The following is a 25,995-nucleotide window of genomic DNA, read 5'->3' as shown; positions in this document are numbered from 1 at the left end:
TAGTAACTCTCCATACCTTTGTCCTTACACACCAGTCGAGGCCCTATTAGGCACTAACCGCTCAAAAACAACGCTGGGTCCTCTCGTCAACCCTAAAAAGAGCTTTTTAGATCTTTTTAAGAACTTTTCAATAACTCTATGTTATTAAACCAAAACGCTATCTGCTGATCCGTAATATTTGGCAACATAACAAAAAACTCACGACACTTCATCTCATCCTTAAACAGTTGATACTTCCAAACACTATCGCTACCAACACTTATGAAATAAAACTCATGGATACGGCCAATGATTGCTTGTTTTTCGCCAAATGAATACGGTGGCACTTGCTTAATTTCAAATTGATCTGGTAAATATACATGCTCTTCTCGTTCTATTTTTAATACTTGCTCGGCAAGTTCACGTTTATTTTCGAAAAAAGGCAATTGTAAAATTCGCTCTTGTCTTGTCATACGAATAAAAAACCCTTTCTACTTCATTACATTTTTTCCATGCGATATATTATCGAATTAAGTTTACAACTTCATTTAATACTTCATCTGAAACTTTAATTACTTTCGCATTTCCTTGGAATCCGCGTTGGTATAACATTAAGTCAACGAATTCTACAGATAAATCTACGTTAGCACCTTCTTGTGCACCACCGCGTACTTTACCTGCACCGTTTTGACCAGATGTACCAAGAGCTAAAATACCTGTTGTATTCGTTGCTGTATAGTTACCATTACCTGTTTTCATTAGTCCGCCTTCGTTCGGGAACATCGCAACAGCTAATTGACCTGCAGATTTCATACTTCCATCAGAATATTTTACCATTACGTATCCACCGTCAGCAATGAAGCAATCTTTAACCGTCGCTGCTGCTCTACCATCTACGTCTGTTACTGATAATGTTTTATCTGTTGGATGATTTGTTAAATGGCTTAAGTCTAATTTTATAGAACCGCCATCAAATGGAATATTGGCTCCTTGCTCTTTCGGATTTGGATTTCCAACAGCATCAAATGTCATATTACCACCTGCACCTGGAACATCTTTAAACTCTGTTTCTTTTTTCGAGTCATTGCGCATTTGTACTTTATATGTATAGTTATGTTCACTCGTTTGTTTAAACTCTACACGCATTGTCCATGTATTCCCCGCATTATCATATACAGGTAAATCTTGTGTAATTTGTTTTTCACCAGTTGGAATATTCCCTTTAATTGTCCCTTTTGATGTTCGAATACCACCAATTGCTGTTCCCATTGGAATTTGCAACGGTCCTGGAATTCCAGATAAATCAACTTCACCAGTTGCCTCATTTGCAGGGTATGCAAACACATATTGACCTTCAGTATTCGTAATATAGTAATCTGAAGATATTCCAAACGTACCTTTACGAGTAAATTCCATATTTCCGCCTTTTGAATCACCTACAACGAAGAAACCATTACCTTCCATTGCTGCTTGTGTTTTGCCACCTGTTAACGTAATTGTACCATCACTATAATCCGTAACCGTACCACTCATTTTCACACCGTTACCAATACTTTTCGGATTCGTTCCTGCGTATTTACCGTCACCTTTTGCACCAATCGAATTGTTATATAGTAAATCATCAAACATTGCTTTTTGTTTTTTATAACCTACTGTTTGTGCATTGGCAATATTATTTGAAGTTACACTTAATGCATTTTGTGTTGCATTCATCCCTGTAATACTTGTATATAACGCTTTAATCATAACGTATGGACACTCCTTATGAATTTGTATTTTTTACTTCTTCAGTTACTTTTTGATCGTCTTTCTTTGCGTCTTCTGGGTTCGTTTCCCCAATCGGTTTATCAGACACTCTCTCAACGAAACGAAGAGAGACAACTTTATTATTAATAACGAGCTGTACATCGTTATTTTCCGCAAGACGAACCGTTTCTACTTGACCGGTTACTTTGTTTCCGTCACCGTCAACACCTCTTACGTATTTCCCTAAAAACTTCATTCCACCATCAAGTGCTGTTGAATACATCGTTGATTGCAGCTTATCTACTGCTTTCGTCATATTCTGTACTTGTTCCATAAGAGATAACTGCGCTGTCTGATTCATCATTTGATTCATATCCATCGCATTAAATGGATCTTGATGTTGGAAACTTGATAAAAACAATTTTAAGAAATCATCTTTCCCCATTACCCCAGGAGTCTTTTGTGCTCCTGCTGAAACTCCATTACTTTGTTGCACTGGCGATTGTACACCATTAACAGGTACATTACTTTTTTGCGCTCCTGCTTGTAACGGAATATGATTTGTACTCGTTGTATTTAATCCAACTGTTGGCACGCTTTATTCCTCCAATAATCCCGCAAATTCTGTTGATTGTTGTTTTTCATGATTTGTATTTGCTAATTTCTGTTTTTGCCTTTGCTCTTGTTCTCGCTGTTCTTTACGATTTTCATCTTTATCTGAATAGCTAATTTGAATATTGATTTCTTTTTCTTTTAACTTTAATCTCAATTCATCAAAAATGATTTCAACACGTTTTTTCGCATCGTGTTTTTCCATTTCTACGTGAACGTCAATTTGATCTCCGTGTTTTTTCATAAACACTGTTAATGTACCAAGTTTTTCTGGATTTAACTGAAATAAAACACGTTCTTGTTTCACTACAAATTTTTGCAGCGCTTCTACTTGCGCTTCCATTTTCTTTCCTAAGTCAGGTAATGAAACTTTCTCAGCACCACTATTTGATTTCCCTATTTGTTCGGTACTCGTCGTTTTATTTAATAATTCTGCACCTGCAGAGCTCGAATCGTTTAATGCATCAACTTCTGGCAACTCTACCTTTGCATCATCGCTCTCAAGTTTCGGAAGATCTACCTCTTTAAACTCTTCTTGTTCCTTTGCAATATTACAAGTTTCTGTTTCTACAGCCTTCAATGCTTGCATCGCTTGCTCTGGCATCTTCATTTTGTCTAATACCATTTGCATTGTATCTTCTAAACATATGGCATTTTTGATATTCATATTTGAAAGAAGTTCTTGTAATTGTTGTAATTCAGCTGCAGGTAATTCATTAAGTTTAATATTGCCATATTCTTTATATAGCTCTTGTATTTTTTGCATGTATTGATATAACAATTCCGGCTGCACATGTAATTGCTCAATTGCAACCATTTGCTCAGATACAGCTAATAACAACTGTTCTGTCTCTTTTTTTTCTTCTTTCTTTACAATAGGTTCTTCTTCCGTTACCGATTTTTTAGAAAGAATATAATCTTTTCTCTCTTCTTTTGGTGCTTCTTCTCGTTTCGTTTTCTCCGTTTGCGGCTGTTTTTTATTTTCCATTCTCATCGTACGATCGAATGAAGAATCTTCATTTTTTGATTGTACTTCTAGCCCTTTTTCTTTTTGCGGAGGTAAACTTTGTTGCACCGGTAATACAGACTGTATCACTACATTCACCTCATCCATTCATACACATTTTCAAATCCAGAAGCATTTTTTCTTCCAGCTTTTCTTGTGCTTTCGCAAGCTTTTTGCAATCTTCTTGATACATCTCATCAATGACACGTTCTTTTTCTTTTACTTGCTCTAAAAGGCTTTCATTTTTTTGAATAAAACCTTCCGTTTTTTTAATTTTTCGATTCCATTCTTCTATTCTTTCAGGTGAAAACGTATGTGAAGAAAGCATGCCAGCCATAATACGTTGCCCAGTTTGTACGACTTTACTACGTGATTTCACAACATATAAATCATATTCTTTTTTTTGTTCTATTTTTCTTTTTTCAGCTGTTAATTCATACACTTCTTTTAAAATATGTTCTTTTTCTTGGTTTATTTGCAATTTTATTGTGTCGTACTGCTGTTTATCCACCTGTTTTCATAGCCCCTTTCTATTATAACGTTCTCTTTTTCTATTATATAGTTTTTTTCCAAAAAAATCTGCGAAATATTAAAAAACAAAAAAATAAGACCTCTTGGGCAGAGGCCTTATACTATATGCTGTATCGCTTCAACGATATCATCAAATTGGAAACTATCCGATCGACCTTGCTTTAAAAATGTATTTATGCCTTCTACTTTATTTTTACATTCAAAAATATAAGCATTTTCTTCATTTTCTTGAATCGTTCCTAGCTTAAAATACAATTCATTTTCTTTATAAATTGATAAAATCTTTCTCATTTCATTTGCAAGTTGCCAATGATGTGGCGAAACAATTTCTTCCATAATCCTACTTACTGAATCTAATACTGAAATTGCAGGGTAATGACTAAGCGTTGCAAGCTCACGCTTTAATACGATATGTCCATCTAAAATACCACGTGCTAAATCTGGTACAGGACCATTTAAATCATCCCCATCAACAAGCACCGTATAAATACCTGTTATAGATCCCTTTTGTGTTTTTCCGGACCGCTCTAACAACTTCTTCATATAACTTTCCATTAACAGTGTTTTACCACCAATCGGTAACTCTTTAACAGCAATATCAACACTTCTTCGTGCATCGGCAAAACGAGTAACAGAGTCCATCATAAGTAATACGTTATTACCTTGATCACGGAAGTATTCAGCAATAGACGTTGCGAGTTTCGCTGCACGAAGTTGCATAAGATGACTTTCATCTGACGTCGCTACAACTACGACGCTTTTTCGCATACCTTCCTCGCCTAACTCTTTTCGAATAAAGTCTTTTACTTCCCGGCCACGTTCCCCTACTAAACTAATAACGTTTATATCAGCTTTTGCATTTTTTGCTATCATTCCAAGTAAAGTTGATTTACCAACACCTGACCCAGCAAAAATACCAATCTTTTGACCGATACCAATTGTTAGCATAGAATCAATTGATTTTATTCCTGTTTCAAATACATCGGTAATCTCTTCACGTTCAAATGCATGTATAGGCGGTGCATCTAGTTTTATTTTCTGTAATGGAATGTTTTCAGCTTCCTCATTTAACACTTCACCATTTGCACTTAACACTTTTCCGAGCAAGTGATTACCACGTGGTACAACAACATCTTCTGAAACTAATGTCACTGAATCTCCATAACATACTTTTTCTGTCTGTTCAAATGGAAGTAGCATATTATTTTCTTTTTCAATGGCAATCACTTCACATAAGACGTTATGTTCTCCAACGAAGCAAACATCTCCGATCTTCGCTTTCGGCCCTTTTGCTACGAAAAACTGTTCTTGTACACTATGAACTTTGCCTACTTTCGTATACAGCGGTGTTTCAATGAACTTATTCCATTTTTCGTTCTCATTCATTAACAGACGGCTCATACATTTTGCTCCTCAAATAACTTCTCTTCTTCCCATTTCTGACGAAGTTTCGCAAATATAGGTGCAAATTTAAATTCAAAGAACTCTTTCTCTTCTTCCAGAACAAATTCACCAAACTGCAGGGAGAAATCATATTTCCATTCTACTAATTGTAGTAGCCAATATTCTTTCGTATTCTCCTTCTCTTCTTGAATACGTTCAAACGTTTCTGGATGTACTGTAATGATTAATTTTTCAAACGAAGTTGGCAATGTTTGCACGATGCCCGTTAAAATAGGTAACACATCAAGCAATCGTGAATCTACCGCTTGATTCACAATTTTTTCTGCTAGATGAAATGATTGATCCCATAATAACTCTGTCCATTCATATGCTATTTCTTGTTGTTCTTTTTGAAACTGCACACGCGTTGCTTCCATCTGTTCCACTTGTTCATGAATATGCATTTGAAATTGTTCTTTATCTTGTAATAACTGCTGACGCTCTCGTTCTAGCATTTGCTTCTCTTGCCTTAGCTGATTCATTTCCATATGTAATGATTCTTGCTGGGCGCGAAGTTCTGCATGATCAGCTTGTAATTCTTCCTCTTCTATTTGAACTGAAGCTGGTTTTGGAAATTGTAATTCATACGTTTCTTCAGAAAAAGAAACAGAATTCTTCGGAATTCTGTTTTTAAATAAGGACATCCTCTTCACCTCTTTGAACGATAATTCTTCCTTCTTTCTCTAGCTTTTTCACTGTACCAGTGATCGTTTGCTGCGCTTTTTCAGCATCCGTCATCTTAAGCGGTCCTAAGCCATCTAATTCTTCTAGAATCATCTCTTTACGGTTTGAAGACATACATGTAAATAATTTCTCTTTAATTTCTTCTTTTGCAATTTTAAGTGCTTTCGCAAGAACACCGTTATCTGTAATTTCTTCTAATACACGGCGAAGCGCAAGATCTTCAAGACCAAGTAAGTCTTCAAAGACAAACATATTTTCTTTAATTTTCTCAGATAACTCATAATCGACTTCATCCAGCTTTTGAAAGACTGTTTTTTCAACACCTCGTGAAACATTATTTAAAATATTTACGATTGTTTTCAAGCCATCAGTTTTATTAATTGCACTAAATGCCATATTATTTAATTTCGATTTTAACAACTCACCAATTTGATTAATTAACTCACCATCAACTTGTTCTAGTTTCGCTATACCCATTACCGTTTCAACGCGCTTATGATCTGGCAATCTCTCAATTAATTGAGACGCAAGTTGTGGTTTAATGTACGAAGCGATAATTGCAATTGTTTGTGGTGACTCATCATTAAGCACTGTAAGAAGTGGCTCTAAATCTGTAAGTGAATTTAAGAACTCAAACGGATTATCTTTGTTATACCAAAGATCTTCTAATAATTTTTCCAGTTCGTCTTCTGGCATGTTTTTAAATATGCGACGAATGTATTCTTTATCTGGAGTGACTAAGTTCAATTCTTTTACATTTAGTTCATATAAGAACTCTCCTAGTACATTTTCTAACGTTTCTGGTTTGTATACACGAAACTTTGCGATTTCACGAAGTAATACTTCTTTTTCCTCAGCTGTCATATATTCTATGACTTTTGCTGCCACCCCTTCTTCTAATGTACGAATAAGGATGGCAGCTTTTTCTTTGGAGGAGATTTCATCTAACATCGTTGTTCCTCCCTTACTGTCCGTTTAACCATTTTTTAATTACTTTTGCAGTACCTTCTACATGTTCTTTCGTAGCATCCTGCACTTGTTCATCTAACGTAGGTTCTTTCGGTTCTTCTGGTTCAGGTTTTGGCTCTGGCACTATTTTTTCTTCAGGAATTTCCAAGATACTCTCATTACTTGCAGCCACTTCCTCTTCTGCTAAGTATTCTTCATATTCCTCTTCTTCTTTCTTTCTCTTACGTCTTGCTAATAAGAACCATACTAGACCACCGATTGCTAATAAGCCAGCTGTAATTCCACCGAATAACCACCAGTTCATACCACTTTTTTCTGGCTCTTTCTCTTTTTCGGCTTTCGGCTGATCGAACTGAACAGTTACAACGTTAACTTGACCATTTATAAAGTTACCGTTCGGATCAGCTTGAAGTCCTGCCGCTGTTCCAATCGCTTCTTTAAAAGTTGTCATATCAATTCTACGTTTTACTAACGTATCATTATCTACCCATACAACAACATTTGTTTTCGTTAATTCTGGGTGTTTCTTAATTGTTTCAACTGTTTTATCTATTTCATAGTTTTCGATTTTGTTACCATTTTTATTATCATAGACAACTTTACCATTTTGATTATTGTTCGTACCGTAGTTTGGCACTTCACCGTTCGCTGTAATACCAGCACCTTGCTTCGTATCTGCCCCTTCTTGCGCAGTAGAGCTTTCCTCTTGCTCTTGTTTACTACGAAGTACACCTTTATCACCATACTTTTCTGACTGACGTGTCACTTCATCGTAGTTTACAGATACTTTCGTATTCACTTTATATTCATTCGGTTTAAACATCGTCATTAATGTTGCATCAATATCTTGCTTTAATTTACCTTCAAGTTGGTGCTGCATCTCTACTTCTTTCTCGTAAGAAGAGGAACTACTAGAATGTGCTTCATCTGTCCCTTTTGAGATAACACCTTTTTTACTATCAATAACACTTACTTCTTCTGCCTTCACACCAGGAACTGCTGCACTAATCATTTGCTGTATACCTGCAACTTGATCAGCTGTTAACAATTGGCCACGCTTCACTCCAACCGTAATCGCCGCTGTTCCTTTTGCTTTTTCTTCATCAAAAATTGTCTCTTTTTCAGGCAATGTAATTTGAACATTTGCCGTTTCAACTGTTGCAAAGTTTCTTACAATATCTTGCTCCAATTGCTTCTTCGTACCGACAATTTGCTTCATTTTTTTATCTTGCTCACTTGAACCGAGCGAGCTTTCTAATAAAATTTCCTCACCGCTTTTAGAATTAAACGGTAAGCCCATCCCATTCATTTCTTTTCGAACCCATGGAGCATCATTCTTTTGCACACGAATCGAACCATCGGCCGCTAATTGATAATCGACACCTAACTTCGATAATTCTGCTGTAATCTCTTGTTTATCTGTATCATTTAAATTTTGATATACAACAACATATTTATCTGGCAAGGTGAAGTATAAAAGTGCTCCTGTTACAATCGCTAAAAGCGCAGCACCAATTACTAACTTATGCCACGTTTTTAATGATTGGATAACATTTTTCATCTTTTCCATTTAAACACACCCGTCCACTTTCCTAAATTTGCATATTAATTAGTGACTTATAATTTTCAATAAGATTATCACGTACGAGAGCAGCCGTTTTCATTTGAGACTCAGCTTTCTTTTGCTGAATTAAAACGTCATGTGTTTCTCCTACCCCTTTAGTTAGTAAATCATATACTGCTGTTTGTGCATTGTTTTGCGTTTGATTCATATCTTCCAATAAATCAATAAACTTTTTCCCCTCAACTACAGATGTTTGAGAAGTTTTCGGTGCACCAATTGACTGAATTGCTCCAAATGGTTGTGTATGTAACATTGGTTGGATTTTCATATTACTATCTTCCCCCTTATCCTCGGCCGATTTCTAAATCTTTATCAAGCATTTTTTTATTTGCATTTAATACACTCGTATTCGCTTCATACATTTTTTGAGCAACCATTACATTCGTCATTTCAGCAGTTACATCAATATTTGGATAACGTACATATCCTTCTTCATTTGCGTGCGGATGCGTCGGATCATACACTAAATTTTCCGTTTTGTCTGCTTCAATACTTTTTATTTTCACTCCGTTAGTAGGAGACCCATCTAACATACTTGCAAAACTATTGTTTGATTCTAGCACCACACTACGACGCTCATATAAATCTGTCCCCGGAGCCGCCGTTGTATTTGCATTTACAATATTGTTAGAAGTAACTTCCATCCACTTTCTCGCTGTCGTTAGCCCTGAGCCACTTGCATTAATTGCCTGAAACATTCGTTGTCTCTCCTTCTACTTTTAACGTCCGCGTGCCGCTTGGTTAATTGCATATTGTGTATTAATTGCGTTAATTGAAATACCGTATAACTGATTTGTTTTCATTAAATCTAGCATTTCTGTCGTTACATCCACACTATTTCCGTCTTTATTCGTTTGCATTGATTTTGTTTGAATCTTTGCATATGTATTTTTCGTATTTACTGTCGGCAAGTGCATTTCATTCGTTTGATATAAATCTGGATTGCTCTTTAAATCAGCCGCATTGTTTTTATATAATGCACTACTTTTTTTCATCTGCTCAGCAAATGTTACATCTTGTGCTTTATAGCCAGGTGTATTTGCATTTGCAATATTACTAGAAACAGTATTTCGTTTCGTCACTAAATAATTCATATAATGGCTTACATCACTCACTAAATCTGGCATATTCCACACCCTTCCTTTTCTAACGTAATGATCCACTGATAGAAGTTTCACTTCATTATTTATTTTCTTATATGCATTTATTAAAATATTTACTATTATGTACCCTTACATATTTTATTCCATTTTTTCATTGTTGTCTTTAGAAAAATACAAAAATATAAAAAAGAATACAAAAAAACTGTATACACATAGTAATCTATAGAACATTTCAATATATAAACTACAAACTAAAGTCCATTTTTCTATTATTTAGATTACTATGATTTTTTCATCACAGTCATAAAATGAAACCTCAATCAGCGGAGTTCTTTATGTAAACGAAGGAATAGACCCCCTTTTAAAAGGGGAATCTGTTTCCAAACGTTATTATTAATATTTACCGTAAAATGAATTAGCCTTCATTCGCCCATCATTTGTCATAATCATTTCTTCCAAAATCTTTTGCTTATCCCGAATATGCTGAGCGGCCTTAATAATGAACGGGCTTACTTCTGCCGCAACTTGCGCACGCGTTTCTTCATCCAATGTCATCATCCAGCGATTTAACATCTCACTCTTCTCAGCAAACTCTCTGTCTGACACTTGCAATTCACCGATTTCATTAAAACAGCTGACAAACGTCCGATAAATATCATTGTTCATTTTCAAGTGCTCCGCGGTAACCGTCTATTAAATCTTGTAACACTTTCACAATTGCATCAATATCTTTCGCTTCACGCGTTACTTTCATCGTTTGAATTTGAATGCTAATCCAATCATATAAACCATAGAGACTATCATATAAATCTTTCGTAATTTCAGGATTTAATTGAAGCTTTAGTTCTTCAAAAATACGTTCTAATTTTTCAAGAAGTGCGTCCCCTTCTTGTAGTTTAAAAGTATGTAAAAGTTCTTCTAAATTACGAAACTCTACAATACATCTTTCATAAATATAAATTGTATTTTTAATCGGATTACTCGTCATAATATCATTTTGCATATAACGTTGCCATGCTTGCATACGATCACTTCCTCAACTTTCATTAATCATCACTTTTTTGTTTTGTCATTGCTTTAATTGTTTTTAGTTGGCTATCAAGCGCTGCTAATGTACTCTCTAGCTTTTGATACTTCTTCACAATTTCATCTTGCTTTTGCAAGTTTTGCGTTTCAATATCTTTAATCTTTTTATCTAAATCACTTACACGTGAATCAATATTTTTTACACGTTCTCCAACTACACCTTTATCACCGAATATTTTATCAAGCGGTTCTTCCATCATTTTTCCTAAACCGTTAGAACTAAAGAAAAATTGCTTCGCTGCATCAGGTTTTTCTTTTAATGCTTGTGTTAATTTTTCATCATTAACTTCCATCGTTCCATCTTGCTTTAATTGAATACCGAATGTGAATAAATAATTACCATCTTGAGAAAATGTTGCAACATTGTTCATCGCTTGACGTACGCTTTGCATAATTACCTGCCCTTGGAAAACTCCATCTTTCCCAGCAAAAAGGTCAACTGTAGAAACTGCTTTATTATACTCTGCTACCATCTTTTTAATAATATTGGCTGTGTCTGTTACATTAGAATCACTTACCGTAAATTTTAATTCTACACCTTTTGTTTTTGGATCTGTTGTTGTACCGGCATCTGGTGTCCCTTCTACTTTCGGCTCAGTTACTTTTAACAATTCAATTTTCACACCCGGAAGAGCCTCAATTGTATTAGTAAAACTTTCAGCTTCAATACCATTAATACTATATTTAGCATTTTGTGCTTCATTGATTGTATTAAGCGCTGTGCCATCCGCATTAGCTAAACCAATATCTTGAAATAGTGTAGATGTGTTCCCCTCAAACTTAATTACTCCATCTGTTCCTTCTTTTTTCGAGGTCATGAAAATTTTATTTCCAAGTGTATAAGCTGATACGCCATAATCTCCATCATTAATCTTATTAATTAAATCTTTATATGTCATATCAGTTGTTACTTTTAGTTCTTTACCGCCTAGTTTTAATGTTTCATCTTTAGGAAGCTTCGCATTTATATCTTTAATGTCATTTGAAGCTATTTGATGACGCTGCGCAAGCTGTGTAATAGTCATATTAAAAGTTCCTGCAATCGCCCCACCATCAGCTTTCACATTAATGTAGCCGTCTTGTGTTGTTGTTACTTTTTTCTCATTCCCTTTAAAAGCTGCTAAATCTTTAAACACTTGAGTAAAAGGAGTAAATTGTGTCTTTAAACTTGCATATACTTGTTTATCTTGCGTAAGTTTTTGCTTCTCAGTAGTATACGGTGTTTTTCTCATATCTAACGCTTGCATCTCTAATTCTACTAGGTTAGAAGTATCGATCATATTATTTCCGAGGTTCCAAATTTGTTGTCTACCACCAATACCTGTCATCGTTGTTCCTGCCATTTTTCTCACTCCTTATAGATTACATGTAGTCTAAAATACTCGTTTTACTCATCGTACTAACCGCTTTAAGCGTCGCTTCATACGTTGCATTTATATATGCCAAGTCAGAAATCGCGACCGCTAAATCGACATCCTCAATTTCTTTACGGTTTTCTTGAAGCGCTAAGTTTTGCTCGCTTAAAATTGTTTTAAACGTCTCCATCGTGTTCATTGTTGAACCAACTTCAGTTGTACGGTTAATGATGCCATCTAAGTTTTTCTTATTTTCTCCTAATAACGGTTGTAACGCTTTTTGGTCACCATTTTGCATCGCTTCGCTCATCTGTTTTAATGTTTTTATTACCGGTGATAATAACGCTTCTCCGTTACGGAACGCTTTGAATTCATAACCGTCATTTAGCTGCCAGTTCACATCATTTTTTCCGCCCTGGTATGTACCATCTTCTGTAAATGGTGGCTTCTCTGCACTATCACCACCGAAAATATAACGGCCTTGCTCTTTCGTATTCGCTAAATATACAACTTGTTTTAAAATTTGATCAATCTCTGCACCGATTGCTTTCAATTCTTTTTCACCATTTTGCTCACTTAATGCTTGTACTGTTAATTGATCTGCTCTCGTTAAAGATTTCAAAACACCTTGTAAAGTATTTTCAGTTTGTGTTAATACATTTTTCGAATCCGCTATATCTTTTTGCATTTGCTCCATATTTGCCAATGAATGTTGAATCGCAAATGATTTACTCGCTGCAAGTGGGTCTTCACTCATAAGAAGATTTTTCTTCCCTGAAGTTACTTGGTTTCTATGGTATTGTTGTTGCACATTCAAATCCATTAACTGATTCTTTGCCCAGTTTGCATTTTGAAATGTAGATACTCTCATTTCTATCTCCTCCTTATATATTTCCAATTAATTACTATCACTTATCGAATAATCGAAAATAGACTATCAAACACTTCATTCATCGTATTAATAGCTTTAGAATTTGCGACGAAGTATTTTTGGAAGGCCATTAAATTTACCATTTCCTCTTCCATATTTACACCTTCAACGCTCATTTTTTCTTGCTGAATACCTTCTAGTAAATCGCCATGAATTTTTTGATAACCATTTACTGCACTTTTATCAGATGCAACACGAACTATAAATTGGTCTAATGCTTGTTTATAAGAAAGACCTTCTTTATAATCTCCATCTGTAACTGCTGCTAGTTTATTTGCTGTTTCAGCAGACATTTTCATTTTAGAAACATCTTTTTGGAATTCTGGATTTAACTTCATATCTTTTGCATAATCTCCAACGAAGAAATCTTTTCCCATCACTGTATTCACTTGATTTTTCACTGAATTCATTAAGTCTTCGAGATTTTTTTTATAATCAACAATCTTTGCTTTCGTATCAATCGCTGATTTTATCGCTCCGCTAGTTACAGAGATTTCTGAACCGTAAATCTCAACTGACATTGGGTCTTTTTCTTTATTTAATTGAAGTGGATATGTATCTTGTCCATTTACTGTTAAAATACCATTCATTCTAACACTTGCGATATTAGGATTCATAGATTCATAAGATACTTCGATGTTTGCATACTTAGACATCTCTGTAACGATGCGATCTCGTTCGTCTAAAAGTTGATTCGGCACTTGTGTACCCGCTTGTCCAATTTTATGATTCGCTTCTGCTAAACTAGCAGCAAGACGATTAAATTCATTAACATGCGCTTCAATATCTTCTGCCGTCTGTGCTTCCACTGTATCTAAGTTTTTCGCAAGACGATTCACTTGACTTGTGAACTTCCCAGTTTCAGAAATTAATGTATCATAGTAGTTTGGTTGCTCTGGATTTTTTGCTACTTCACGAAAGGCATTAAAGAAACCGTCCATTAAACTAGATAATGAATTCTTCCCTGTCGTTCCAACCATAGACTCTACACGTGATAAAGTTGAATTCATGTAGTTATAGTAAGAGAGCTGAGATAATTGATCATTAAACTGCTTCGTCTTTACCTCATCAGTAATACGGTCAACACCTAGCGTTTGTACACCGTAACCAATTCTCTGTTCTGGCGTATGACCATTGCTTGCTCCAACAGATCCGTAATTCACCATTTGACGCACATAACCCGGTGTATGAATGTTAGACAAGTTTTGTTTCGTTGTTTGTAACCCCATTTGAGCCGCTAACATGCCCGATAGCGGTGTATTATAATCAGATAATCTCATAAAGCTTCACTTCTCCTTTACAATAGTTCGTTCATAAAGATTTGCGAATTATTGTTTCGCTCTAAGTTATATTCAGAAACAGAATCCACAATACTTTCTGTAGTTTTTAATAGTACGTTTAAGTAATATTGATTTTTCAAAAGAAGCATTTTTACATTCTCTTCTAATTCAGTTACGTTTTTTTGTAATTCTTCCATTTTTTCAATTTCTTCTTGAGAAAAATACGAAAATAACGCACTTACACGAAACGCTTCAACTCCTTGTTCTTTACAGAACTGAACAACCATTTCTTCTAATGAGCTTGATAACCCTTTTAAACCATCAATGTACTGCAATTGCTCTACTTGCAATTTTTGAACTGCATTTACATTTTTATTTTTTAAATTCTCATATATTTGCTCTCCAAGCGCTTGAATATTTTCATACGCTTTTTGAATAATAACGAGTTTTTCATATAATTGTATGTACATATAGCTTCCTTCCTTTTACAAGACTAAATTCACAATTAAACCATGGATTTCTCCAATTTGATTTAACATTTCTAAATGTCCTGTTTTCGTATTAATTAAATTCATAACATCTTCTAATTCATTCAATCCCATTTCTGCCTGTTTCACAATCGTCATTTTCTGTGAATATCCGTAACGCGGGTGACGAGACATGACATCTTTATACTGCAATACATTATCCACGTAAAAATTCAAAAATGATTTTACTGTATTTTTGTATTCCATTACATTATCAAGCGTTAATTCCATTTCAATTTTCTCTTTAATTTCTCCAATATTATCGACAAAAGCTTCCATTTGTTCTAGTAATTTATCTTTTTTCGGATCTGCATGCAAATTATCCGAAAATGCAAGTCCTGTTCTGACATTTGCTTCTTTCGGCATTTGAGTAGCAGGCGGTATATGCGATAAAATTGGATTATGCGAGATAGAACGTAGCATATATATCACCTATTTATTTTTTTATTTCTTCCTAAACTTAATCGTAAAATCCAGTTATTTATAATTATACTCTGAACAGTAATATTTTGCAGTTATTTTTTATAAAAGATATGTTACAATTTAGCATGAGGTGGCACAATTCTATGAATATTTTCCTTTGTGGTTCAAATCAATTAACAGCATTAGATCAAGAAGAAATTAAAAAATTTTTAACTGACTATGCTCACAAACATAAAATTTACATATTATGTTATAAATCTATTGAAAATGAGGTTCTTCGTTTTTTCGTTGAGAATGAAAGACTCGCTCAAAATTTATGCCTTTACACGCTGCAACCATTGCAAGCAATTACAGATGAATTTCAAGAAGTCGTTGATTACTTAAAAAAACACGGAGCCGAATATGTTGCTTTTGATCATCCTTCTGACTCCATTTACCGATCAGATTATATGTTTTTTGTTAAACAAATTATTGAAGACACTGATTTAGTTCTCTGTTTTTATAATGGTGACAAACATACATCTGTCATCCCTGTCGATGTTGCAAAAGAAGCAGGTATTGATGCTGTCATTTATGATTTACCAGGATTACATGAAAAGCAAATGAAAAAAAGCTTTGAACAAAAAATTCGTATGATGTAAAGGGGGAGGCACAATACCATTATTGTGCCCATTGTAAATATGATAATTGAACAAGATTATGATCATTTTATCGCGAGTTTTAAACAACAATTCAATATGGACATCGCTTCATATAAACAAGATAGAATGCGCCGTAGAATCGATGCTTTCATTTCGAGAAAAGGCTTCGAAAACTACACTAATTTTTTAAACAAATTACGCGCTGATCAAAATTTATTTTTAAATTTTATTGACTATATTACAATTAACGTTTCAGAGTTTTTTAGAAATAAAGAACGATGGCAAACTTTAGAGTCGAAAGCACTACCAAAATTACTCGAACAAAATAGCGGGAAATTAAAGGTATGGAGTGCCGCTTGCGCTGCTGGTGAAGAACCATATACACTCTCTTTAATTTTATCAAAGCATCTAGCTCCATTCCGTTTTGAAATTCAAGCAACAGATCTTGATTTTCATATTTTAGAAACCGCAAAACGCGCTCAATATACAGAACGTTCGTTAAAGGAATTACCTACTGATTTGAAAGAACGTCATTTCACAAAAGAGAATGGTCTATATTCATTGCATCAAAACATTAAACAAAACGTCTCGTTTAAACAACATGACCTTTTAATGCAGTCATTCGATACAAATTATGATTTGATTATTTGTCGCAACGTAATGATTTATTTTACCGAAGAAGCAAGAGTAAAACTTTACGAAAAATTTAGTCGTTCTTTACGAAAAGGCGGTGTACTATTTGTTGGTAGTACAGAACAAATTTTAACACCCGAACGTTACAATCTTCAGCGATTTGATACGTTCTTCTACGAAAAAATATAAAAAAGGTCGTCACAATGGAGTGACGACCTTTTTACATAACTCGAATTAAAATAATACCGACAATCCATATGAAGAGAAAAAGAAACGTCATAGACCATTTATGTTCTTGCATCGTTTGTTTCAACGCCTGTGACAATTGTGTCATGTTCATTTCCGCAAGCGCTCTCCATACACTTACATCCCGATCTTTAGCAATGCGGTCTGTAACGCTAATTAAAATCGTTTCGTTAGACAATTTCGTTATATAAGCAGTAATTACCGTTACCATCAAATTTATATTTCCTTCTGAAGAATCACTTTCCACTCTAGAGATGAGTGCACTTACATCTAGTAAAGGAATATGTACTTTTCTACCAAATGATAGTTGCACTTCAGCGAAATCATATGTTCCATCTAACAAAGGAAGTTCTTTTATGTGCGCCTGCTTAATAAGTCCTTGTAGGCTTCTAATTACTTGTTCAAACACTTTTTCTGATTGCTTTCCTTCTTGAGATAACGTATGTAACTTTTTAAAAAGTTGTAACACTGTATCCATCTCTTTAGAAAGTATTTCCTTCATAATCTTTCCATCACTTAAACTTGCAAGTAAAATACCTATTTCATTATTTTTCGAAATAATTTTAGACTGTCCAGTAAACACTAAATTGCTACGCTTTCGTTCTTTCTGGATTTCATGTTCCGAAATAGCTGCAGGCTGTTTTAATGGTTGTAGCGTCTTATCTTCAATTGTCGTACGTTTAATCTCCATTTAAGCGCCTCCACTACTATGAAATAATTAGCCCCATTCTTTATTACTCTTTAAAACTAAAAACAGTACGAACAAACCTGACATGATAGTAAATACATCCGAAGCTTGTACTCCCTGTTCACCTTTTTCTTCTTCCTTGTCTTTCGTTTCTTCTTTTTGTTCTTTCTTTTTAGAGACAACTTGTTTGTTATTTTTCTCTTTTTGGTCCTTCGCCTTATGTACTTCCTTGTTGTCTTCGAACGGCTCTTTTATAACGTAAGTAAATTTCTCTTTCTCTTTCAACGGTTCTTTTATAAACTTATTTACTTTCTCATCTTGCTTCGGAATTTGAACAACCGGCAATTTTTCTTCTAGAAGCGGGTTTTTGACTTTCAAATCTTCTTGCTTCTCATTTTCTTTCTTATCTTCTAATTCATTTTCTAGTTTATTATCTAATTTCTCTTCTTTCTCTTTCTCTTCTATCTTTTTATCATCTTCGTTTTTTGGCGCCAAAACAGAAATGGTATATTCACTTTCTTCAACAAGTTTATTACCTGCTGCATCTATTATCTCTACAAGTAATTCGTATGGCCCAGCCGGCAATGCTTCTGTTATTTCAAATACTTTTTGCCAATCCATATCATGCTTGTTGTAGTCTAATAAAAACGAAAGCTCTTTATTTTCTTTCCCTTTTAATGTAACGCGCACTTCTTTTACAACCGATTCTATATCTGACGCTTTTACTCGTATATGTATAGAATCTCCCTGTTTTCGTTCAACTAAGTTCTCTTTTACTTCATCAATAGTAACTTTCTGTAACTTTGGCAATTCTTTATCTATAGTTGGCGTTTCATTTTTAATACGAATGAGCGGGACTTTCACTTCATTTTTTACGATTTCTTCTTTCTCATTCTCTTTGTAACTTTGAACGAGCTGAAGATTCCAATCACCTTGCAAATCAAAATTCCCTGCTTTATAGTTAGCAACCCAGCTCTTCGTTTCTTCATCATACTCAAAAGATAGTATTCTTTCTTGCGCATATTGCTCGCCATTTTTTTGTAACTGCAATATACCTTTCATACTTTGAATGTTTTTCCCATTTGGTTCTACAGCAATTCGCACTTCTTCGCCAACTTTAAGCTCCGGCTTATTTACTGTAATAATTCCCTGTTCCGTTTCTATCTTTCTTTCATTCAATTGTTTATTTGCTACTTCTTGTTGCTCTGCTTCTTTTTGTTTCTCTTCATCTTGCTTCGTTTCCACTTGTTCTGACGATTCTTGAGATTCCTTATTTTCTTCTTGTACATTCACTTCATTTATTTTTTGATCTGACTCAATTTGTTCCTCAGCCTGACTTTGCAAGGGGAAGAACAAGCACACATGTATGCATAGCCAACTCATTAGAAAAAACTTTACGTTTTTCATCTACTAGTTCAAACTCCTATTTCAATGCCTTATAGTGATTTCGTCACTTTTACTCCAAAAAATCCATCTACATTTACAAGTTCACCATACGCCACTAATACATCATTTACATAAATACGAATCGGTTCATCAATATCCTCATCTAGTACAACTGCTTCATTTTCTTGTAAACTTAATATATCTTGAATCGTTTTCACTGTACTTCCAAATACAAATTTCACGTTCATTTCTACATTTTGTAGAATGGACGTGTCCATATATACTGGTTCCATTTGTTTTACTTCTTTAAATTCAATAGGTTGCACAACTGGTTCTACAATTTTTTCTTCTTCAATTTCTTCTGTGGCAATCTCTTCTTCTTCCACCATCGGATACAGAAGTCGCCTTACCATTTCTTTTGCTTCGGAAATTGGCAAAATTTGATACATCTTCGATTGAAGCAAATCGCCAATTTCAAGATTGAACGTAATTTGAACGAGTTCGTCCACTTCCATTGACTCTCCCAAATATTCCATTTCTTCTTTTAACGTTACAAATTTAACATTTGGCGGCGTCATGTCCATTTTTTCTTGAAACATTTCTGACATCGCCGTAGCAGCATGACCCATCATTTGGTTCATAATTTCTTTAATACCGCTCAGTTCTAATTCAGTAAGCTCTTTTTCTGGATCAACTTCCCCTGTTCCCATCATCATTAAATCTACCATTGTTAAGGCAACATCTTTCGTAAATACGAATACATTCTCATTCTTTAGCCCTTCAACAAAGTCGACATTTAAAATAACAAATGGTACTGGTACTCCATCATAATGACGAACATTGATTGCTTCCACATTTGGTGTACTAATTGTAACTGGCTGATTTAAAAGCGTTGATAATACTGTTGAAGCGGAACCAATTGAAATATTTGCAATTTCACCAAGAACATCTTTCTCTTCTTGTGTTAAATGCTCTTTTTCAACTTGTTCTTCTACAATCTCAGTTTCCACTACTTCTGCTGGTTCGTCTGTTTCTTCTACTCCACCAGATAATTGCATTAATTTATTTACCATTTGTTTCGCATGCTCAACTGAAACAATTTGTACAAGTTTAGAGTTTACAAGATTATCTATCTTTAAATCAAACGATACTTTAACAATCGTATGATTCCCATCGATTTCAGAGATTTTCTCCATTTCTTCTGATAACTTTACAACTTTAATCGTCGGCGGAGACATATCTACTGTATCTTGGAAGAATTCCGACATAGATGTAGCTGCGAATCCCATCATTTGATTCATCGCTTCTTGTACAGCACTTAGCTCTAATTCACCAAGTTCTTTTCCGTCCTCCACTTCACCTGTTCCCATCATCATTAAATCAGCAATGGACAATGCAACATCTTGCTTAAGGACAAGGAGGTTTTCCATATCTAATCCTTTGGTAAAATGAATGTTTAATACAACATGCGGAACTTCGACATCTCTTGAATCATATAAATCTACCAACTCTATACGAGGAGCAGTAATGCTTACTTGCCTATTTAAAATTGTTGATAATACAGTCGAAGCTGAACCAAATGATATATTTGCAATTTCGCCAAGAATATCGCATTCTTGGGGCGTTAAATGCTCATTTTCTTTTTCTAGCACACTCGTGCTCGTATCCCCTTTTGTGTGTTGCTCAGGCATTTTCCCTGCCTCCTCATTTCTGTTTTTCTATCAAATAATATAAACTCTTATTTTATTTTAGCAAACTCATTAGTATAAAACGTTACTATGTATCCCATTATTAGATTCGTAACGATTAGCCAAAAAGCTCCCCAATTGTATACAAGTGGGGAGCTTTCCTTCATTCCTATTATAAACCTTCTGGGTTTAAAATGAGGACCACTCGTCCATCACCGAGAATCGTCGCACCAGAGAAATAGTTAGAACTCTCTGCAAAGAAGTCACCTAATGACTTTAAGACTATTTCTCTTTGACCGATAATTGTGTTTACAATAAGTCCATAGCTGCGATGTGTGTTACGAACAATTAACACAGGAACCATTTGACCATCATATGACGCAAACGCCTCATCTACTGTTTTTTCACCAAATACAGTACTTAAATGTTTCACTTCAATAATTTGATTACGATAATTTAACACATCTTTTCCTTGTAAGGATTGGATGTCTTCTCTCTTAATTCGAATTGCTTCAACGATATTTCCAAGAGGTAAAGCATAACGCTTATCATTCGTTTGAACAAGCATAGATTGAATAATAGACAACGTTAATGGAAGTTCAATTCTAAATGTACTTCCCTTTCCTTCCTCAGAATCAATAATTAAATGTCCACCTAAACTATGAATCGTATGTTTTACAACATCTAATCCGACACCGCGTCCAGAAAGATCTGATACAACTTCAGCTGTACTAAATCCTGGTTGAAAAATAAGATCAAACACTTCACGATCTGTTAATCTATTCGCATCCGCTTCAGTTACAACGCCATTTTTAATCGCTTTTTCTAATACTTTCCCTTTATTAATACCGTTTCCATCATCCGTAATTTGAATAACGACATGATTTCCACTATGAAAGGCTTCTAATTTAATCGTACCTGTCTCATTTTTACCTGCATCACGTCGTTTTTCAACAGTTTCAACACCGTGATCGATTGCATTTCGAATTAAATGAACGAGCGGATCACCGATTTCATCAATAACAATTTTATCTACTTCAGTATCTTCACCTGTAATTTGTAAATCGATTTTTTTCCCTAAATCTTTCGCTAACATACGTACCATACGCGGGAAACGATTGAACACAGTTTCAATCGGCACCATACGCATATTTAATAGTACATTTTGAATATCTTTTGAAATATCGCCTAATCGATTTAAATGTTCAATTAGCTCCTTGTTTTGAATCGTTTGAGCCAATTCATCAATGCGCCCACGTTCAATTACACTTTCTTCAAACATATTCATTAATCTTTCGATTTTCTCTAATTGAACACGAATTGAACGATTCTCCACTTTAGCATTTTTCGTTTTTGTAGTACTTTTAGCTGGCATAGCACTTGAAGGTCGATTCGTTGCCTCTATTGGTGATTCTACCTGCGTAGCCACAGCTGGTTGTAGCTTTTCTTCTATTTGCACAACTTCTTGTGTAACGACTTTTTTAGAAGCTACTTCCTTCGATATAGGTTCTCCTTGCTTTACTTCCACTTTCTCAATTTCAGAAACATGAAGTACTACTTGTTTCAATTCTTCTATACTACAATCAGTATCCATAAATACTGTAAATTCAAATCCGAAAGCATCTGCTTCAATTTCTTCAATACTCGGAGCTGTTTTTTGTATATTCCCTACATTTTGCAATGCTTCAATACACATAATAGCACGTACCGCTTTTAAAATTGCTTGCTGTTCAACTGTTATATGCACTTCATGCGAAACTGCATCATCGGTGTCTATATGATTTTGCTCTATATGTTCCGTAGGAGTTTCTACATTGCCGTTCAATAATGCTTCTAATTTCTGTTTAGTTGAGGCTACATCAATATTGCCCATTCCACCTTGTTGCACATCTGCAACCATCTTCTCCAAATTATCAATGCACTCAAAAATCACATCAATAATATCCGCATTTACAACTATATTTCCATGACGAATTTCATCTAACACATTTTCCATCTTATGCGTTAAATCAGCCATTTCCGTAAATTCCATGCTCGCAGACATACCTTTGAATGTATGAGCGGATCGGAATATTTCTCCTACAACATCCATATCAGCAGGATTTTGTTCTAACACTAGCACATTTTCATTTAGCGACTGTAAATGTTCTTCTGACTCTTCGAAAAATATATTTAATAGATCTGTTTGCATTTTTATCCCCTACCTGTCTAACAAACATTTCATTTATGTATAACAATTTAGTGTTTTACAATGAGAAAAAAGGGGGCCACACGTCGATCCGCTATCACTGTTTTGATTCCTTGTGGCACCCCTTCTATATTAACTATTTGCTACTTTTGTTAAAGCTTCAATTACACGATCCGCTTGGAATGGCTTTACAATAAAGTCTTTTGCCCCGCCCTTAATTGCATCTAATACCATACCTTGTTGTCCCATTGCAGAACAAATAACAACCTTTGCACTTGAATCAATTTTAATAATTTCTTTTAATGCTTCAAGCCCGTCCATTTCTGGCATAGTAATATCTAATGTTACAATATCAGGTTGAAGTTCTTTATACTTTTGAATTGCTTCTACCCCATTCTCTGCTTCGCCAATAACTTCAAATTCAGCATTACTTTTTAATAAGTTTTTAATCATCGTTCGCATAAACATCGCATCGTCTACTACTAAAATTTTATGTGCCATTCTTTTTAATTCTCTCCTTCTATGTATAAATATATCTTAATATTTCACCTTATCATTCTCACTCATTATACAAAATAAAATGATAAAATTTAATATTTTTTTAAAAGAATTTTCGTGTTTTTATTATTTTATTATTAAAATAATAATATACTACTCTTTTATATAAATAACAACGCGACGGTTTTTTTCCCAGTTTTGCGGTGAATCATTTGGTACAATTGGCTTTGTGTCTGCATATCCTACCGCAGCTAGCCTTTTATCGTCCACATTATACACTTCAATTAAATGGTGAATCATATTTGCCGCTCGTGCTGAAGATAACTCCCAATTAGAAGGGAATTTCTCGTTATGAATAGGTCTACTATCTGTATGTCCCTCTACAACAATTGGGTTAGGTACGGATTGAAAAAATCCAACTAATTGACTTATTATCCCTTTCGCTTCGGGCTTAACGTTCGCATCGCCTGTATCAAATATTAAATTATCTACTATAACGACGCTTACCCCTGTATCCTCTCGATATACATTCACTTGACTAATACCATTATTATCTACATATGCTTTTAACTTCTTATATAATTCATCCATTCTCTTTTTTGAAATCATTTTTTCATCATTTTTTTCATGTGAAATATCCGGTATTGTATTTTCCATTACTTTTGCATCTACTTGCCCCGTATCACTAAACTTTTCAAGCATCTTTGACAATTTTACTGCATCTTGCTTTGATGTAGCAACTAGTAATACAAAGAAAGTTAATAATAACATCGTTAAATCTGTAAAAGTCGTCATCCAACGAGGCGATCCCTTTTGCGGTCCTTTACTCATCATACCACTCCTTGAAATATTAGGCTGCTCCTTTTACCTTTTTTACCTTTGTTTCGTATACGTATGTATCCAGTTTCAACTTTAATTTAGAAGGGATTTGTCCACGATACAATTCTGAAATTGCTTCTATTACAAACTTCTTCTCTGTATATAAATCTTCAATACCACGATATACTTTTTCCGCAAGAGGGATTGCAATCATATTCGCAAGTACAGACCCATATAATGTCGTTAACATCGCAACTGCCATCCCTGTACCAATTTGCGATGTATCTTGTAAGTTTTGGAGCATAATGATAAGACCAATTAAAGTCCCTATCATGCCCCAAGCTGGAGCAAAATCACCAATTTTATCTAATAATGCTGCTCCTTTTCTTAACTCATACACTTCCGTTTCAATATCTTTCAATAACACTTCTTTTAATTCATCTTCATCGTAACCGCTTAACATTAATCGAATTCCTTTTTGAATAAAAGGATTATCCACTTGCTCTCCATCTACCTCTAAAGAAAGCAAGCCGTGCTTTTTAGACTTTTTCGAAAAATCGACAAACAAATCCGTTAACTGTTCTAAATCTTCTTCTCTTCTATGTAAAACAGTAAAAATGCTTTTCGTATATTTTTTTATTTCTCCAAATCGATATGCCACAACAATTGTCGCTGTTGTTCCCCCTATGACAATTAAAATAGATGAAACATCTAAAAAGTTTTTGAAAGCTTTTATTCCACCGCCGCCAAGCATAATTGCCGCTATCACTATAATAAAACCTACTATAATGCCCACTGGGCTAGAAATATCAAACTTCCTTTTTCTTCTTTGTGGTCTAGCTAATACTTGATTTTTCTCTCCCATATTTCTGCCCTTTCCTTTCCATTTTTATATAACATTTTTTTATTTTAATAATACGTTTTCACATATAACATGTATTATACGCTTATCATCTGTTTATCGCAATATACTCATGAAATTGACACATTTCATTTCTATATTAGAATTATGGTATGAATAAATGAGGAGGATCACGATGGAACACAACATTTTACAAGTCATTGCATTAGCAGAAAAACTAAAATATGAAATGCGACATAGCTGGCTTTCCAACGGACGTCAAGAAAGTGTTGCCGAACATACATGGCGGATGTCTCTAATGGCCATTTTAGTTGAACCTTATTTGGATCAAAAAGTAAGTATTGAGAAATTACTTAAAATGGTTATTATTCACGACCTAGTCGAAGCCGAAGCTGGTGATATTCCTGCTTTTGATACAATGAATAGTCACGAATTACAGCTACAAAAACAAAAAAATGAACTGGAGGCTATTTTAAATATTAAACAAACGTTAACAGGTTCTCTCGGCGAGGAATTATATGACTTATGGATGGAGTTTGAAGCGAAAAAAACGTACGAAGCAAAAGTTGCTAATGCACTCGATAAACTTGAGGTGAAAATCCAACATAACGAAGCTGATATTGATACGTGGCTACCAATTGAACATAAAATGACATTCCAAGTAGCAAAGCATACAAACTTTGATTCTTTCCTATCTAAATTACAAAAAATTATTGAACAAGATGGAGAAAAGAAGTTAATTGCTGCCGGCATTGATGTTGAGGCATGCAAGCAATAATGAAATAAGACACTCAACAAGAGTGTCTTATTTCATTATTGTTGATATAGCCTGCTTATAAATAAGCTGTTGTTTTCCATCCACTAAGATTAAAACTGTAAATTTATCCACTCCAACAACTTCTCCTACTATTCTAACGCCACTCTTTAAGAAAATTGTAACTGTACCTTTTTCTTCTTTTATTTGTTTATACAATTCTTCCTGTAAATGTTCCAATTACTGTCCTCTCCTTTCTGTGAAACATCTTAATATAAAAAACTATAAATTTT

General features: G+C 34.5%; 30 protein-coding genes. 3 read left to right on the top strand and 27 right to left on the bottom strand.

The window, feature by feature from the left end:
• Nucleotides 1-116 precede the first annotated feature (116 nt).
• The 19 genes from HMPREF2590_RS17690 to HMPREF2590_RS17600 form a co-directional block, all read right to left on the bottom strand.
• On the bottom strand, nucleotides 117-452 hold the full coding sequence (locus tag HMPREF2590_RS17690) for a DUF3964 family protein (protein WP_000198167.1): 336 nt from the start codon (nucleotides 450-452) through the stop codon (nucleotides 117-119).
• A 49-nt stretch (nucleotides 453-501) separates the two neighbouring features.
• Entirely contained in the window at nucleotides 502-1,725 is a 1,224-nt protein-coding gene (locus tag HMPREF2590_RS17685; protein WP_000588321.1) for a flagellar hook protein FlgE, read from the bottom strand.
• A 16-nt stretch (nucleotides 1,726-1,741) separates the two neighbouring features.
• Nucleotides 1,742-2,320 carry a flagellar hook assembly protein FlgD gene (locus HMPREF2590_RS17680; protein ID WP_001143460.1) on the bottom strand — a complete coding sequence of 193 codons (579 nt, stop codon included), beginning with the start codon at nucleotides 2,318-2,320 and terminating at the stop codon, nucleotides 1,742-1,744.
• Nucleotides 2,321-2,323: 3 nt separating this feature from the next.
• Nucleotides 2,324-3,433, bottom strand: coding sequence for a flagellar hook-length control protein FliK (locus HMPREF2590_RS17675; protein WP_070861482.1), 1,110 nt, complete (start codon nucleotides 3,431-3,433; stop codon nucleotides 2,324-2,326).
• A gap of 10 nt (nucleotides 3,434-3,443) precedes the next feature.
• Entirely contained in the window at nucleotides 3,444-3,854 is a 411-nt protein-coding gene (locus HMPREF2590_RS17670) for a hypothetical protein (RefSeq protein WP_000360855.1), read from the bottom strand.
• A 116-nt stretch (nucleotides 3,855-3,970) separates the two neighbouring features.
• The gene (gene fliI / locus HMPREF2590_RS17665) at nucleotides 3,971-5,275 is read right to left on the bottom strand and encodes a flagellar protein export ATPase FliI (RefSeq protein WP_000088693.1); all 1,305 of its coding nucleotides are present in this window, start codon (nucleotides 5,273-5,275) and stop codon (nucleotides 3,971-3,973) included.
• Complete coding sequence (locus HMPREF2590_RS17660; RefSeq protein ID WP_050821747.1) at nucleotides 5,272-5,961, bottom strand: FliH/SctL family protein; 690 nt, start codon at nucleotides 5,959-5,961, stop codon at nucleotides 5,272-5,274. Before HMPREF2590_RS17660 ends, fliI begins: the two co-directional genes overlap by 4 nt.
• Complete coding sequence (gene fliG / locus HMPREF2590_RS17655; protein WP_000883364.1) at nucleotides 5,948-6,952, bottom strand: flagellar motor switch protein FliG; 1,005 nt, start codon at nucleotides 6,950-6,952, stop codon at nucleotides 5,948-5,950. The genes HMPREF2590_RS17660 and fliG overlap by 14 nt, the downstream gene beginning before the upstream one ends.
• Nucleotides 6,953-6,965: 13 nt before the next feature.
• The gene (locus HMPREF2590_RS17650) at nucleotides 6,966-8,540 is read right to left on the bottom strand and encodes a flagellar M-ring protein FliF C-terminal domain-containing protein (RefSeq protein WP_030024830.1); all 1,575 of its coding nucleotides are present in this window, start codon (nucleotides 8,538-8,540) and stop codon (nucleotides 6,966-6,968) included.
• A 22-nt stretch (nucleotides 8,541-8,562) separates the two neighbouring features.
• On the bottom strand, nucleotides 8,563-8,862 hold the full coding sequence (gene fliE / locus HMPREF2590_RS17645; RefSeq protein ID WP_000701672.1) for a flagellar hook-basal body complex protein FliE: 300 nt from the start codon (nucleotides 8,860-8,862) through the stop codon (nucleotides 8,563-8,565).
• Between the two features lie 16 nt (nucleotides 8,863-8,878).
• Complete coding sequence (gene flgC / locus HMPREF2590_RS17640; protein WP_000484686.1) at nucleotides 8,879-9,292, bottom strand: flagellar basal body rod protein FlgC; 414 nt, start codon at nucleotides 9,290-9,292, stop codon at nucleotides 8,879-8,881.
• A 21-nt stretch (nucleotides 9,293-9,313) separates the two neighbouring features.
• The gene (flgB, locus tag HMPREF2590_RS17635; protein ID WP_370940957.1) at nucleotides 9,314-9,772 is read right to left on the bottom strand and encodes a flagellar basal body rod protein FlgB; all 459 of its coding nucleotides are present in this window, start codon (nucleotides 9,770-9,772) and stop codon (nucleotides 9,314-9,316) included.
• A 318-nt stretch (nucleotides 9,773-10,090) separates the two neighbouring features.
• Nucleotides 10,091-10,363, bottom strand: a complete 273-nt coding sequence (locus HMPREF2590_RS17630) for a hypothetical protein (protein ID WP_001058088.1) — start codon at nucleotides 10,361-10,363, stop codon at nucleotides 10,091-10,093.
• Entirely contained in the window at nucleotides 10,353-10,721 is a 369-nt protein-coding gene (locus tag HMPREF2590_RS17625; protein WP_001149532.1) for a flagellar export chaperone FliS, read from the bottom strand. Before HMPREF2590_RS17625 ends, HMPREF2590_RS17630 begins: the two co-directional genes overlap by 11 nt.
• Nucleotides 10,722-10,743: 22 nt before the next feature.
• Nucleotides 10,744-12,126, bottom strand: a complete 1,383-nt coding sequence (locus HMPREF2590_RS17620) for a flagellar hook-associated protein 2 (protein ID WP_000929308.1) — start codon at nucleotides 12,124-12,126, stop codon at nucleotides 10,744-10,746.
• Nucleotides 12,127-12,145: 19 nt separating this feature from the next.
• The gene (locus tag HMPREF2590_RS17615) at nucleotides 12,146-13,009 is read right to left on the bottom strand and encodes a flagellar hook-associated protein 3 (RefSeq protein ID WP_030024826.1); all 864 of its coding nucleotides are present in this window, start codon (nucleotides 13,007-13,009) and stop codon (nucleotides 12,146-12,148) included.
• A gap of 41 nt (nucleotides 13,010-13,050) precedes the next feature.
• Nucleotides 13,051-14,349, bottom strand: a complete 1,299-nt coding sequence (gene flgK, locus HMPREF2590_RS17610; protein WP_070861480.1) for a flagellar hook-associated protein FlgK — start codon at nucleotides 14,347-14,349, stop codon at nucleotides 13,051-13,053.
• A gap of 17 nt (nucleotides 14,350-14,366) precedes the next feature.
• Complete coding sequence (locus HMPREF2590_RS17605) at nucleotides 14,367-14,819, bottom strand: hypothetical protein (protein ID WP_000275882.1); 453 nt, start codon at nucleotides 14,817-14,819, stop codon at nucleotides 14,367-14,369.
• Between the two features lie 15 nt (nucleotides 14,820-14,834).
• On the bottom strand, nucleotides 14,835-15,299 hold the full coding sequence (locus HMPREF2590_RS17600) for a YaaR family protein (RefSeq protein ID WP_000946323.1): 465 nt from the start codon (nucleotides 15,297-15,299) through the stop codon (nucleotides 14,835-14,837).
• Nucleotides 15,300-15,442: 143 nt separating this feature from the next.
• Between HMPREF2590_RS17600 and HMPREF2590_RS17595 the strand changes: the two genes are divergently transcribed.
• Nucleotides 15,443-15,940, top strand: a complete 498-nt coding sequence (locus HMPREF2590_RS17595) for a flagellar motor switch protein FliG (RefSeq protein ID WP_001020110.1) — start codon at nucleotides 15,443-15,445, stop codon at nucleotides 15,938-15,940.
• Between the two features lie 39 nt (nucleotides 15,941-15,979).
• Nucleotides 15,980-16,762, top strand: a complete 783-nt coding sequence (locus HMPREF2590_RS17590; RefSeq protein WP_021728666.1) for a CheR family methyltransferase — start codon at nucleotides 15,980-15,982, stop codon at nucleotides 16,760-16,762.
• Between the two features lie 31 nt (nucleotides 16,763-16,793).
• On the opposite strand, the gene HMPREF2590_RS17585 is transcribed toward HMPREF2590_RS17590, so the two are convergent.
• From HMPREF2590_RS17585 to HMPREF2590_RS17555, 7 genes are all read right to left on the bottom strand, one after another.
• Entirely contained in the window at nucleotides 16,794-17,510 is a 717-nt protein-coding gene (locus HMPREF2590_RS17585; RefSeq protein ID WP_000403960.1) for a hypothetical protein, read from the bottom strand.
• A gap of 27 nt (nucleotides 17,511-17,537) precedes the next feature.
• On the bottom strand, nucleotides 17,538-18,914 hold the full coding sequence (locus HMPREF2590_RS17580; protein WP_044584275.1) for a hypothetical protein: 1,377 nt from the start codon (nucleotides 18,912-18,914) through the stop codon (nucleotides 17,538-17,540).
• A 29-nt stretch (nucleotides 18,915-18,943) separates the two neighbouring features.
• Nucleotides 18,944-20,584, bottom strand: coding sequence for a flagellar motor switch protein (locus tag HMPREF2590_RS17575; protein ID WP_044584274.1), 1,641 nt, complete (start codon nucleotides 20,582-20,584; stop codon nucleotides 18,944-18,946).
• A gap of 169 nt (nucleotides 20,585-20,753) precedes the next feature.
• Nucleotides 20,754-22,772, bottom strand: a complete 2,019-nt coding sequence (locus tag HMPREF2590_RS17570) for a chemotaxis protein CheA (protein ID WP_050821746.1) — start codon at nucleotides 22,770-22,772, stop codon at nucleotides 20,754-20,756.
• A gap of 129 nt (nucleotides 22,773-22,901) precedes the next feature.
• A complete protein-coding gene (locus HMPREF2590_RS17565) occupies nucleotides 22,902-23,270 on the bottom strand; it encodes a response regulator (protein ID WP_000940568.1) in 369 nt (122 codons plus the stop codon).
• 150 nt (nucleotides 23,271-23,420) lie between these two features.
• The gene (locus tag HMPREF2590_RS17560) at nucleotides 23,421-24,098 is read right to left on the bottom strand and encodes an OmpA family protein (RefSeq protein WP_000033627.1); all 678 of its coding nucleotides are present in this window, start codon (nucleotides 24,096-24,098) and stop codon (nucleotides 23,421-23,423) included.
• A gap of 19 nt (nucleotides 24,099-24,117) precedes the next feature.
• On the bottom strand, nucleotides 24,118-24,951 hold the full coding sequence (locus HMPREF2590_RS17555) for a flagellar motor protein MotP (protein WP_000504191.1): 834 nt from the start codon (nucleotides 24,949-24,951) through the stop codon (nucleotides 24,118-24,120).
• Between the two features lie 172 nt (nucleotides 24,952-25,123).
• Here HMPREF2590_RS17555 and HMPREF2590_RS17550 point away from each other — a divergent pair, with 172 nt between their 5' ends.
• Nucleotides 25,124-25,726 carry an HD domain-containing protein gene (locus HMPREF2590_RS17550; RefSeq protein ID WP_003312897.1) on the top strand — a complete coding sequence of 201 codons (603 nt, stop codon included), beginning with the start codon at nucleotides 25,124-25,126 and terminating at the stop codon, nucleotides 25,724-25,726.
• 27 nt (nucleotides 25,727-25,753) lie between these two features.
• Here HMPREF2590_RS17550 and hfq read toward each other — a convergent pair whose 3' ends face one another.
• Nucleotides 25,754-25,942, bottom strand: a complete 189-nt coding sequence (gene hfq, locus HMPREF2590_RS17545) for an RNA chaperone Hfq (RefSeq protein ID WP_000400665.1) — start codon at nucleotides 25,940-25,942, stop codon at nucleotides 25,754-25,756.
• Nucleotides 25,943-25,995 lie beyond the last annotated feature (53 nt).

Source organism: Bacillus sp. HMSC036E02, from assembly GCF_001836235.1.
GTDB lineage: Bacteria > Bacillota > Bacilli > Bacillales > Bacillaceae_G > Bacillus_A > Bacillus_A cereus.
Note: the sequence above shows the minus strand (reverse complement) of the source record. Positions and strands in the feature narration are given on the sequence as shown.